General features: G+C 70.5%; 11 protein-coding genes and 1 pseudogene. 7 read left to right on the top strand and 5 right to left on the bottom strand.

Annotated elements, in window-relative coordinates; translation table 11 throughout:
* Positions 1-227: 227 nt before the first annotated feature.
* Entirely contained in the window at positions 228-707 is a 480-nt protein-coding gene (locus QH290_RS03300) for a DUF3093 domain-containing protein (protein ID WP_280381912.1), read from the bottom strand.
* Positions 708-895: 188 nt separating this feature from the next.
* Between QH290_RS03300 and dut the strand changes: the two genes are divergently transcribed.
* Together dut and QH290_RS03290 are read left to right on the top strand one after the other, a co-directional pair.
* Complete coding sequence (dut, locus tag QH290_RS03295) at positions 896-1,390, top strand: dUTP diphosphatase (protein ID WP_280265047.1); 495 nt, start codon at positions 896-898, stop codon at positions 1,388-1,390.
* Between the two features lie 2 nt (positions 1,391-1,392).
* A pseudogene (locus QH290_RS03290) lies at positions 1,393-2,298 on the top strand (DUF3710 domain-containing protein); the annotation flags it as partial.
* A gap of 1,104 nt (positions 2,299-3,402) precedes the next feature.
* Here QH290_RS03290 and QH290_RS03285 read toward each other — a convergent pair.
* Both QH290_RS03285 and QH290_RS03280 read right to left on the bottom strand, forming a co-directional pair.
* Positions 3,403-3,849 (bottom strand): nuclear transport factor 2 family protein, encoded by a 447-nt coding sequence (locus QH290_RS03285; RefSeq protein ID WP_280381911.1) that lies wholly within the window; start codon positions 3,847-3,849, stop codon positions 3,403-3,405.
* Positions 3,850-4,025: 176 nt separating this feature from the next.
* On the bottom strand, positions 4,026-4,742 hold the full coding sequence (locus QH290_RS03280; protein WP_280381910.1) for an alpha/beta fold hydrolase: 717 nt from the start codon (positions 4,740-4,742) through the stop codon (positions 4,026-4,028).
* 335 nt (positions 4,743-5,077) lie between these two features.
* On the opposite strand from QH290_RS03280, the gene QH290_RS03275 reads away from it, so the two are divergent.
* The 3 genes from QH290_RS03275 (at position 5,078) to QH290_RS03265 (ending at position 7,135) form a co-directional block, all read left to right on the top strand.
* Positions 5,078-5,503 (top strand): OB-fold nucleic acid binding domain-containing protein, encoded by a 426-nt coding sequence (locus QH290_RS03275; RefSeq protein ID WP_280265050.1) that lies wholly within the window; start codon positions 5,078-5,080, stop codon positions 5,501-5,503.
* Positions 5,504-5,506: 3 nt separating this feature from the next.
* Positions 5,507-6,226, top strand: coding sequence for a DUF3159 domain-containing protein (locus QH290_RS03270; RefSeq protein WP_280381909.1), 720 nt, complete (start codon positions 5,507-5,509; stop codon positions 6,224-6,226).
* A 255-nt stretch (positions 6,227-6,481) separates the two neighbouring features.
* The gene (locus QH290_RS03265) at positions 6,482-7,135 is read left to right on the top strand and encodes a sigma-70 family RNA polymerase sigma factor (RefSeq protein WP_280381908.1); all 654 of its coding nucleotides are present in this window, start codon (positions 6,482-6,484) and stop codon (positions 7,133-7,135) included.
* Positions 7,136-7,138: 3 nt separating this feature from the next.
* Here the strand turns inward: QH290_RS03265 and QH290_RS03260 are convergent, their stop codons facing one another.
* Positions 7,139-7,822 (bottom strand): potassium channel family protein, encoded by a 684-nt coding sequence (locus QH290_RS03260; protein WP_280268782.1) that lies wholly within the window; start codon positions 7,820-7,822, stop codon positions 7,139-7,141.
* Entirely contained in the window at positions 7,819-8,505 is a 687-nt protein-coding gene (locus QH290_RS03255) for a potassium channel family protein (protein ID WP_425301847.1), read from the bottom strand. The genes QH290_RS03260 and QH290_RS03255 overlap by 4 nt, the downstream gene beginning before the upstream one ends.
* A 266-nt stretch (positions 8,506-8,771) precedes the next feature.
* On the opposite strand from QH290_RS03255, the gene QH290_RS03250 reads away from it, so the two are divergent.
* Positions 8,772-10,760, top strand: coding sequence for an APC family permease (locus QH290_RS03250; RefSeq protein WP_280268784.1), 1,989 nt, complete (start codon positions 8,772-8,774; stop codon positions 10,758-10,760).
* Between the two features lie 25 nt (positions 10,761-10,785).
* The coding region (locus tag QH290_RS03245) for a class I SAM-dependent RNA methyltransferase (protein ID WP_280381907.1) at positions 10,786-12,009 on the top strand (1,224 nt) is incomplete at its 3' end.

The raw sequence follows: 12,009 nt of genomic DNA, 5'->3' as shown, positions 1-12,009 counted from the left end.
CCGCCTTTTGCCCCCCCCCCCCCCCCCCCCCCCCCCCCCCCCACCCGGGGGCCCTGCTCATCTCCTCGCTTGCCCCCCCCTCCCCCCCCCCCCCGGTTTAATTCCCCCCCCCCCCCCCCCCCCCCCCCCCCCCCGGACAGTACCCGTTCGCGCCCGATACGCTGCCTGACCGTTCGCTGTGCACAGCCACGCAGCCGGTCAGCTCGCGTCGCGGGCGCTTTTCGGGTTCAGCCCTTGTCCGGCAGGCCCAACGCCTTCAGGACCCGGTCGGGGTGGCGCGTACTGACCAGCCAGTACGGCGCCGGATCGTCCGGGTCGTCGAGGACGAGCAGTACCAGCGGCCCGATCCAGGGGCGATGCTGGACGTAGGCGGCGGGGTCGAGCTGTCTGCCCAGTGCCGCGCTCTTGGCGCTGGCCGGAACCGTTGCCGCCCGGGCCACATACGTTACCGGCAGATGGGCGCGGTCCGCTCGTAATTCGGTGGTTCCGTGCGCATCCGGCCCGACCTCCACTCGATGGCGGCTCAGCCACACCAGCGCCCACACCGGCACCGGCAGCAGCAGCACGTACGGCAGCCAGGCCCGGACTCCCGGTGCGCCCATGTGGATCTCGGCCGCCAGCAGGCCCGCGATGGCCAGGCCCACCGGCCACCACCACAGCGGCACCCACAGGCGTTCGGAGTAGGCGGTGATCTCGGGTCGGCTCATGGTCTCGGGCCCTGGTGCGGAGGGGGCGGCGTGGGGGTCTGCCGTGGGCTGGTCGGACACGACATCAGACTAAGTCAGGACGCGTCGGCGGATCGCGGCGGGCAGCAGGTCGTCGCATTGTTGCGGTGCGGCGCGCTTGGGCCACGTCGCTGCCGCGACCGCCGACCAACCGCGTAGGCTCGCTGTACGTGACCGGTATTCCATCTATCCCTCTGCTGCGGCTCGATCCCGGCATCCCCGTACCCACCCGGGCGCATCCGGGCGACGCGGGCGTGGACCTGTGTACCACCGAGGACGTCATCCTGGAGCCGGGGGAGCGGGTGCTCGTCGGCACCGGTGTCGCCGTGGCCCTTCCGATCGGCACGGTCGGATTGATCCATCCGCGCTCCGGGCTGGCCGCGAAGACGGGACTGTCGATCGTCAACACTCCCGGGACGGTCGATGCGGGCTACCGGGGTGAGATCAAGGTCTGCCTGATCAACCACGACCCGCGCACCCGCATCGAGCTGCGGCGCGGTGACCGCATCGCGCAGCTGCTGGTGCAGCGGGTGGAGCTGGTGGACTTCGTGGAGGTCGACCGGCTCGACGAAACCTCGCGTGGCGCAGGCGGTTACGGGTCCAGCGGCGGGCATGCGAGCCTGGCCGCGCAGACGGCCGGTGGGGCGGCCGACAAGGAGGCATGACGATGTTCGGTCGGAAGAAGAAGGCGGGGGACGACCTCCCCCCCAGACGGTCCTACGACGACTACGAGGACGATTACGGCTACGACGAGGCCGCCGAATACGACGAGGACGACTGGTACGACGACGAGCCCGCCGCCCCCGGGCCCGGTCGCTACGACTTCGAGGGCGCCGAATCCGCCGGGCGCAGCGGTCCGTACGACTACGACGACGTCGCCGATCTGCTCGACGATGTCGCCGACCAGCGCCTGGATCTGGGGTCGGTGATCCTGCCGGTGCCCGAGGGCGGGCAGCTGCAGGTCGAGATGACGCCGGACGGCACCCCGCAGGCGGTGCATCTGGCGACCCCGCACGGGCGGCTCACGGTGGCCGCCTACGCCGCGCCCAAATCGCCGGGGCAGTGGCGGTCGGTCGTCAACGAACTGCGCGATTCGCTGCGCAACGACGGTGCGCAGGTGTCGACCCAGACCGGTCCGTGGGGGCGGGAACTGCACGCGGTCACCGAGGGTGCCGATCTGCGGTTCATCGGCGTCGACGGGCAGCGCTGGATGCTGCGCCTGGTCGCGGCGGGCCCGTCCGGTGCCGCCGACGACGGTGGCCCGCTGGTGGCTTCGGCCCGCGCGCTGCTCGCCGAGACCGTGGTGCGGCGCGGCGACGAGCCGCTGCCGGTGCGGGAGCCGCTGCCGGTGGTGCTGCCGCAGGAGCTGGCGGATCAGCTGATGGCCGCGCACGAGCAGCAGCGCCAGGCGCAACTGCAGGCGCAGGAGGCGCAGCAGGCCCAGGCGGCCGCCGCCCGGGCCTACGCCACCGGGCAGCACCCGGCCTACGCCACCGGACAGCACCCGGCCGTCCCCGCCGAGATGCCGGAGCAGCCGCGCAGCGGCACCGGAGGCTCGGCGATGCAACAACTGTCCACCGGACAGTTCCCGGCAGTCACCCCGGACCAGCGCCCGCCCCAGGGTCAACGCCCCTCGCAGGACCAGCGCCCGCCCCAGGGCCAACGCCCCCCGCAGGGCCAGCGTCCGCCGCAGGATCAGCGCCTGCCGCAGGATCAGCGGGCGGTGCAGGATCAGCGGGCGGTGCAGGATCAGCGGGCGCCCCAGGATCAGCGGGCGCCCCAGGATCAGCGGCTGCCGCAGGATCAGCGCCCACCCCAGGATGGCCGAGTGCCGTGGGACGAGCGACTGCCGCAGGAGCCACAGCATCGGCCTCCACCGCAGCACCGCCCGCCGCCGCAACAGCGGCCTCCGCTGCCTCCTCAGCAACCCCAATACCGGCAGCCACCCCCGCAGCAACAACCACAACCCAGGCCGCTGCCCCCGCAGCAACAGCCGCAACACCGGCAACCGCCGCCCCCGCAGCAACCGCCACATCACCAGCCACCACCGCAGTACCAACCACAGCACCGCCCCCCACCGCCACCCCGCCAACAGCCACCACCGCGCCACGGCACCGAGGACCCTGCCATCCGCCCCCTCGGCCGCGGCTAGTACAGCAACGGCACTCACCGACATCCTGGCGCGCCTTCGGCCGGAATCCAGGACGGCAGGTCCCGGCCAAAAGCGTGCCGGGATCTTGGTGATGGGCGCGCCGAACGGTAATAGGCGCCCGAGATCGCCGTGATGGGCACACGGAGACCGTGGCAGTTGACGCACCGGAACCATCGCGATGGGCGCGGGGTTCGTCACGGTTGGCGTGTCGGGATTGTGGTGGTGGGTGTGTCGGACGGTGGTGGGTGTCGGGACAGCCGTGGTGGGGTCCACGGGTGCGGTGGTAGTTGACGTGCCGGGACTATTGCGATGGGTGGGGGACCGTGGTGTTGACGTGCCAGGAAACCGGTGGTGGGAGTGCCGGGAACGCCGGGAACGCGGTGGTGGGAGTGCCGGGATGGTGGTGATGGGCGTGCCGGGACCGTGGGTGGGGGTGCAGGCACTGTCGTGGTGGGTGTGTCGGGGTTGGGGTGGGTGGGTTGGTCGAGAATGTTTGTGGCTGAGGGGTGTTCGGGTGTGGGCGATTCAGTTCCCGGGTCGTTCAGGGGTTTCGGTGAAGGCTTGGGCTACGGCGAGGCTGTCTTCGTAGACGTGGTGGCGGGTGATGAGGCCGTTCTCGATCGTTACGTGGAGGGCGAAGCGGGAGCGGTAGGCGCGGTCCGTGGCACGGGCGGTCTGCCGGATCTCGCCCAGCACAACGGCATCCGAGCCGTCGACGAGGATGCGCTCGATCTGAGTGCCGACCGCCTCGGGGACATGGTGCTCGGCGAGTTGCCGATAATGCCGGGCGGCGTCGGCGCGGGTGCCGCGGCGCGCGATCCAGGGCGTGGCGGCGCGGCCGTGCTCGCTCTCCGGCCAGTCCAGCTTCCAATCGATGTCCGGTGCGTAGAGTTCGGCGATGCGCTCGGGGTCGCCCACGGCGATGCGGTGCAGCAACTCCTCGACGACGGTACGGGTGGCGTTGGTGATCATGCCGTCCACCTTGACCGTTCCCGGTAGGCCGGTCGATTACCTGTCGGGTAATGGACTCGGCCGGACCGGGATTCGTTGACGATGTGTCCTGTATTGCCCGGCGCCGCGGTTGCCCGGTTGCCGTCTGAGCGGCGGTCGAATTCGGCGGGCGGTGAACCGGCCGAGGGACACAGCGGCTAGCGGTGGGCGACGTGACGTCCGGCGAGCCGGGCCAGCCCCCGGGTACCCAGGATCGCGGGATCGGCGCCGAGTTCGTCGAGCGTGATCCGGTGCAGCTCGGCCCGCGGGATCAGCTCGGCCCAGCGCCGGGCCACCGGCAGCGGATGGACCGGATCGTCCACGGCGGCCACGATGGTCGCCGGAACGCTCAGCGCGGCAAGGGTTTCCGGGGTCGGCCAGGGGTAGCCCGCGGCCTCCTCCAGGGCGTCGGGCAGATGCGGCCACTGGCTCGTCCACGATTGCGTGAGGGCCGCGGCCAGCCAGGCCGGGCTACTGTCGCGCATGCGCTCGATCACCGCGTCCAGGCCGTCGGTGCGCAACTGGGCCGCGGTGGTCGCGGCACTGAGCGCCGCGGGGCAGTCGCCGGTGTCGGTACCGGTCCAGGCGGGCAGCGCGGCGATCACGCCGAACGCGGAATCGGCTCGCGCGCGGGCCCATTCGACGGCGATGGCACCACCCAGCGAGATACCGGCGGCCAGCACCGGCCCGGAGCGGGCCGCGGTGTCCAGGGCGGCCCGGCAGCTGGCCACCACCGCGCGCGGATCGGGTTCGACCGCGAGGAACGGCAGATCCAATGCGGCACAGGCGGGTCCGAACGCGCGGCGGGCGAAGTCGGCGTCGGAGCCGGTACCGGGCAGGGCGACGACGAGCGCCGGGCGGGGTAGATCGGGCACGGGCCGAAGCCTACGCGGCGGGTACGCCGGATTCGGTGAGGGTGGCGGGCGTTGTCGCGGAAATCCGTCGTCGGCACGACTCGCACCGCCGTCTGCACGGCCGGATCGCCGCGAGCGGGCGGCGTGGTCGCGGTGCGATTGCCGTACCCGTCGGTCCGGACTTTTTCGGTGGTGCAAAACCCGCGTGTATTGGGTACTCAACCGACCGTGGGCGGCCTCGCATAGCGGGGGCGGAAGTGCCCATCTACAGTGGCGATGGACGGCTAATCGGTCGTTCGTGTGGGACCCCGACGACGTGTGATCCACGCCGTCTGCAGTGCAGGAAGTGTTGCAAGATGCCTTTCACAGGCGGTAACAGGGCAGGATCCGGGGTTGCCGGGCGCAAGGCGGGGCCCGACAGCGGGTATTTCCGGCGCCTGGGCCGTCGGTTGACCGCCGATCTGGATCACCTCGATGCCGAGGAGCTGGCCGAGACGTCCGAGGCGTCGGGCGCCTGCCGGGCCGACAAGTGCCGGCGTGGCGAGGAGGTCACCATGCTGGGGAAGTTGCGCAGCGTCGAGGCGTGTCCCAAGGCCGCGGGCGCCAACCTGCAGGCCGAATTCTTCGACGGCACCGACGCGGTCACGCTGGTGTGGATCGGGCGGCGCCGCATCCCGGGTATCGACCCCGGACGCCGTATCCTGGTCCGCGGCCGCATCGGCGAACGTGATGGGGCCAAGGTGATATTCAACCCCTACTACGAACTACGCGAGAATTCCTGACGCATGCCGACACCCAGCAGCGACGACGGGGCCGAGCGCTTCGCCGTGGTCGAGAGCGAGCGCGCCGCCGTGCCCTTCGACGAACAGGCCGACGATCGTGAGTCCGAGCGTGAGCAGGTGGTGGAGCAGACCCTGCTGGAGCAGCTGGGTGGCTTCAGCGGCCTGATCTATTCCACGCTGCCGGTGCTGGTGTTCGTGCCCGCCAATTCGCTGTGGGGACTGACCACGGCCATCTGGTCGGCGCTCGGCGTGGCGGCGGCGATCCTGGTGTGGCGGCTGGTGCGCCGCAATCCCGTGCAGCCGGCGATCTCCGGATTCCTCGGTGTCGGGGTGTGCGCGTTCATCGCCTACCGCATGGGTGAGGCGAAGGGGTTCTTCGCCTTCGGCATCTGGGCCAGCCTCGTGTACGCCGGGGTGTTCCTGGCGTCGCTGCTGGTGCGGTGGCCGCTGGCGGGCGTGATCTGGGGGATGCTCAACGGCCACGGCACCGAGTGGCGTTCCGATCGCCGGGTGCTGCGGCTCTACGATCTGGCCACCGCCGTGTGGGTGGTGGTATTCGGCGCCCGCTACCTGGTGCAGTCGCACCTCTACGACGAGGACGCCACGGGCCCGCTCGCCGTCGCCCGCATCGCCATGGGCTGGCCGCTCACCGCGATCGCCCTCCTGGTCACCGTCTGGGCGGTCCGCAAGGCCGGGCACCTGCCGCGTGCGACGGGGAATTGATCCCGGCCAAAAGCGTGCCGGGGGCATGATGGATGCTGCGTCGGGGCGCGTTCTTTGATTTTCCGGCGTGCTTTCGGCCGGAATCGAACCATGGCCGCGGTGGGAGCGTAGGTCCCATTGGTGGCCTGTGCCCCTATGTTTTGGGGGCGGGGAAAGGGCAGGTGGGGACGAACCCACCCCTGGGGTATCTATTTCGGGGGGCCGGATTCTCGCAGGATCGTTGGTGAGAGCAGCGATCGGCGAAAGGATCCGCCAGTGGGTACCGAGAACAGCACGGTGGCGTCGCAGGACCGGCCGAAGGGCCGCGGAACCCGGTCACCCAAGACCGCGGCCGCGGGTTCGGAGAGCCGGCGGGCCGCGGCCGAGCTGGACCGGTTGATCGGCCCGGCGGCCGCGGGAGACCGGAACGCGGTCACCGAGATCGTCCGGATCGTCCATCCACTGGTGCGCCGCTACTGCGCCGCCCGGATCGGTGGCGGCGGGCACCTGCACGTCACCGCCGAGGACATCGCCCAGGAGATCTGCATCGCGACCGTGCAGGCCATCCCGCGCTACCGGGATCAGGGCAAGTCGTTCCTCGCCTTCGTCTACGGCATCTCGGCGAACAAGGTGGCCGACGCGTTCCGCCGCGCCCAGCAGCACCCGTCCTATCCGGTCGCGGAATTCCCCGACGAGCCGTCCACGGCGGCGGGTCCGGAGGAGATGGCGCTGATCATGGAGCGCCGCCGCGCCACCCGCGAGCTGATGAAGATCCTGGCGCCCGCGCACCGCGAGGTGCTGGTGATGCGGATCGTGCTGGGCTGGACGGCCGCGCAGACCGCCGAGGCCATCGGCACCAGCCCCGGCGTGGTGCGGGTGATGCAGCACCGCGCGCTCAACAAGCTGCGCGCCCAGCTGCAGGCGAGCTGACCCTCAGGAGCCGGTGGGGTCGCCGAAGCCGTTGACCCCCAGCACCTTGCGCAGTTCGTCCTCGGCCTCCAGCGACGCCACGAACAGCAGCTCGTCGTCGCCCTCCAGGGGATCGTCGCCCTGCGGCACGATCACCCGGCCGCCGCGCAGAATCGTCACCAGCGCCACGTCGCGCGGCAGCGTGAGGGTCCGCACCGCCCTACCGGCCAGCACCGTATCGGCCGGGAGCGTGATCTCCACCAGGTTGGCCTGGCCCTGCCGCAGCGTCATCAGCCGCACCAGGTCACCGACCGAGACGGCCTCCTCCGCGAGCGAGGCCAGCAGCCGCGGCGTCGACACCGCCACGTCCACGCCCCACGAGGTGTCGAACAGCCATTCGTTGCGGGGATCGTTGACCCGGGCGACCACCCGCCGCACCCCGAACTCGGTCTTGGCGAGCAGGCTGAACACCAGATTCGCCTTGTCGTCGCCGGTGGCCGCGATCACGACCTCGTAGTCCTGCAGCCGGGCTTCCTCGAGCAACTCCAGCTCGCAGGCGTCGCCGTGCACCCAGATCGCGGCGGGCGCGACGGTCGGGTCGACGTGGTCGACGCGGCGCTCCAGCAGCATCACCTCGTGCCCGCTGCGCAGCAGCTCCTGGGCGATGGAACGGCCGACGGCGCCGGCCCCGGCGATCGCAACCTTCACGACTTGTCCTCGCTAGCGGGTGGATTGGCGGCCAGCGCGGCGGCCGCGCCGACGCTGCCCGAGGTGGCCGCGACGTAGACGGTGTCGTCGGCCTGCAGCACGGTCTTGTTGGTGGGCAGCATGCCCTGGCCGAAGCGGATCAGGAACGCCACGCGGGCCCCGGTCGCGCCCTCCAGGTCCCGCACCGTACGCCCGTACCAGTCCTCGTGCAGTCCGAGTTCGGTGACGGCGACCGTGCCGGTGGGGTCGCGCCAGGTGGTGCTGGACTCCTCGCCGACCAGCGTGCGCAGGAACCGGTCGGTGGTCCACGGCACGGTGGCGATGGTCGGAATGCCCAGGCGCTCGTAGACGGCGGCGCGTTTGGCGTCGTAGATGCGCGCCACCACGCGCTCCACGCCGAAGGTCTCGCGGGCCACGCGGGCCGCGATGATGTTGGAATTGTCTCCGGAGGAGACCGCCGCGAAGGCGCCCGCCCGTTCGATTCCGGCGCGCTGCAGCACATCCCGGTCGAATCCGACGCCGGTGATCCGCTCGCCGCCGAAGTCCTTGCCCAGGCGCAGGAAGGCGCTGGAGTCCCGGTCGATCACGGCGACCTCGTGACCGACCCGGACAAGGGCGCGCGCGAGCGCGGAGCCGACGCGGCCACACCCCATGATCACTACGTACACCCTGCCAACCCCAATTCCCGGAAACCGTGGTGTGCGGTCTGGTTCCTGTGCTGACGAACCGTACCCGCTGTCCGCCACAGCAGCCACGTTCCCCCTCCATCCTCCACCGAAACCCGGATGTGCTCCGCAACCCGGGGTATGTGTGCGGCCTCCGGTGTCGTATCTCGGGGCATGTGTGCGGCCTTCGGTGTCGTATCTCGGGGTATGTGTGGGGCCTCCGGTGTCGCAACTCGGGCATGTGTGCGGCCTCCGGGAAACCTGGCGGCCGTATGCTGTGCCGAGTGTCGAAGTTGACGACGGCCTTCAAACGCATGGTGGTCGGCCGCCCTTTCCGTAGCGATTCGCTGGGACATACCCTGCTGCCCAAGCGGATCGCGCTGCCGGTGTTCGCCTCCGATGCGCTGTCATCGGTGGCCTACGCGCCCGAGGAGATCTTCCTCGTGCTGTCGACGGCCGGCCTGTCGGCGTATGTGTACGCGCCCTGGGTCGGGCTGGCGGTCGCGGCGGTGATGGCGATCGTGGTGGCCAGCTATCGGCAGAATGTGCACGCCTACCCGTCCGGCGGCGGCGACTACGAGGTGGCCACGGTCAATCTGGGCCCGACAGCCGGGTTGACGGTGGGCAGTGCGCTGCTGGTCGACTACGTGCTGACCGTCGCCGTATCGATCTCGTCGGCGGCGTCCAACATCGGCTCCGCGGTGCCGTTCGTCGATACCCACAAGGTGCTGTTCGCGGTGGTGGCGATCGTCGTGCTGACCGCGATGAACCTGCGCGGGGTGCGCGAGTCCGGCACGATGTTCGCCATCCCCACCTACGCCTTCATGATCGGCATGTTCGTGATGCTGATCTGGGGCGTGGTGCGCATCGAGGTGTTCGGCGAGGAGGTGCACGCCGAATCGTTCGGGTTCGGTCTGGAGGGGGCCGACTCGCATCTGCAGGGAATCGCGTTCGCCTTCCTCATCGCCCGTGCCTTCTCCTCCGGCTGCGCGGCGCTGACCGGCGTCGAGGCCATCAGCAACGGAGTGCCGGCGTTCCGGAAACCCAAGTCCCGCAACGCCGCCACGACCCTGCTGATGCTCGGCCTGATCGCGATCTCGCTGCTGATCGGGATCATCCTGCTGGCGCGCCGGATCGGGCTGGTGTACGCGCACGACAGTTCGGAGCTGGTGGGGGCGCCCGCGGGCTATCAGCAGAAGACGCTGATCGCGCAGATCGCGCACGCGGTGTTCGAGGGATTCCCGGCCGGGTTCTACTTCCTCACCGTGGTGACCGCGCTGATCCTGGTACTGGCGGCCAACACCGCGTTCAACGGCTTCCCGGTGCTCGGCTCGATCCTGGCGCAGGACCGGTTCCTGCCGCGGCAGCTGCACACGCGCGGCGACCGGCTCGCGTTCAGCAACGGGATTCTGTTCCTGTCGGGTGCGGCGATCGCGTTCGTGGTGTTGTTCGGGGCAGAGGTGACGCGGCTGATCCAGCTGTACATCGTCGGCGTGTTCGTCTCGTTCGTGTTGAGCCAGACCGGCATGCTGCGGCACTGGACCAGGCTGCTGCGCACCGAGACCGATCCTGTGGTGCGGCGGCGGATGCAGCGGTCGCGGGTGATCAACGGCATCGGGCTCACCATGACTGCGACGGTGCTGATCATCGTGCTGATCACCAAGTTCCTCGCGGGTGCGTGGATCGCGATCGTCACCATGGCGGCGATCTTCGTGCTCATGAAAATGATTCGGCGACACTATGATTCGGTGTCGCACGAATTGGACGAGCACGAGTGGGACGGCGTGCTGCCCAGCCGCACCCACTCCATCGTGCTGGTCTCGAAGCTGCACCTGCCCACGCGCCGGGCGATCGCCTACGCGCGGGCGACGCGGCCGGACGTGCTCGAGGCGGTCACCGTCAATGTCGACGAGCCCGATACCCGGCAGCTGGTGCGCGAGTGGGAGAAGAGCGATATTCCGGTGCCGCTGAAGGTGATCGAGTCGCCGTATCGCGAAATCACCAAGCCGGTGGTGGATTACGTCAAACGCATCCGGAGGGATTCGCCCCGCGAGGTGGTGACGGTGTTCATCCCCGAATACGTCGTCGGGCACTGGTGGGAACAGTTGCTGCACAACCAGAGTGCGCTGCGCCTGAAGGGCCGACTGCTGTTCGAGCCCGGCGTGATGGTGGCCAGCGTGCCGTGGCAGCTGAGCTCGTCCGCCAAGGCCCGGCAATCCGATATCGCCAACGCTCCTGGCGCGGTACGGCGCGGATACGAGGAGCGGTCGTGAGCGTGGCCGCGTGCGCGGGGGAGCGATGAGCTCTGGCGGAACCGGGTGGGAAGGCTCGGTTTTCGAGGTTCGGCTCGGGGCGCCCGGGCACGGCGGTTTCTGTGTCGGCCGCCACGAGGGGCGGGTGATGTTCGTGCGGCACGGGTTGCCGGGCGAGCTGGTGCGGGCGCGGGTGACCGAGGATCGGGGCGGATCCTTCTGCCGTGCCGAGGCGATCGAGATTCTGGAGGCGTCGCCGGATCGGGTACCGGCGACCTGCCCGGTGTCGGGACCCGGTGGGGCGGGTTGCTGTGACTTCTCCTTCGCGACGCCGCGGGCCCAGCGGGCATTGAAGGCGGCGGTGGTCACCGAGCAGCTGCGGCGGCTGGCGGGATGGGAGACCGAGGTCGTGGTCGAGCCGATCCCGTTGGTGGACAACGGTTTCCCATCGCCCGTCGACGGCGGGTGGCGAACCCGGGTTCGGCTGGCAGTCGATGCCGACGGGCGAGCCGGTGTGCACCGCTACCGCAGCACCGAGGTGATACCGGATCTGCGGTGCCCGCAACCGGTTCCGGGCGCGATGTCCGGGCTCGCCGACCGCACGTGGACACCCGGCGCCGAACTGGTCGTGGCCGTCGACGGTGACGGTTTGCGGCACATCGTCGAACTCGCTCCGCCGAAACAGAGCGGGCACGGTGGTGCCGAGCGCGGGAGTCCCGGGTACGGGGGTTCCGGACGCGGGGAGGCCGGGCGTGGGAAGGCCGGGCGTGGTGGTGATCGGCGCCGGGATGAGCGGTACGGCAATGGCTTTCGTGCGGGTGATCGGCGCGCTACGGCGGCGCGGCGAGCGGCCGCGCATGTCCCTCGGCACGAACGCGTCGTCGAGGGTAGCGGCCGGGCGGTGCAGTATGTGGCCGGGCGGCGCTGGGAGGTCTCGGCGACCGGGTTCTGGCAGCCGCATCGCGGTGCGGCGCAATGCTATTCGGATGTCGTAGCCGAGTGGGTCGACGCGTCGACCGGCGCGCTGGCCTGGGATCTCTACTGCGGTGCAGGGGTATTCGCCGCCCGCCTGGCCGACCGGGTCGGTGCCACCGGCTCGGTGCTCGGTGTCGAATCCGCGCGTTCCGCCGTCGCCGACGGTGCCGCCGCCCTGCGCGACCTCCCCTGGGTGCGGCTGACGGCCGACCGCGTCGAACGCTGGCTCGGCCACCGGACCGGTTCGCCCGCACCGCAAGTCGTGGTGCTCGACCCACCCCGCGCGGGCGCGGGC

The organism is Nocardia wallacei, assembly GCF_029869545.1.
Classification (GTDB): domain Bacteria; phylum Actinomycetota; class Actinomycetes; order Mycobacteriales; family Mycobacteriaceae; genus Nocardia; species Nocardia wallacei_A.
This window is presented reverse-complemented; position numbering and strand designations above follow the sequence as displayed.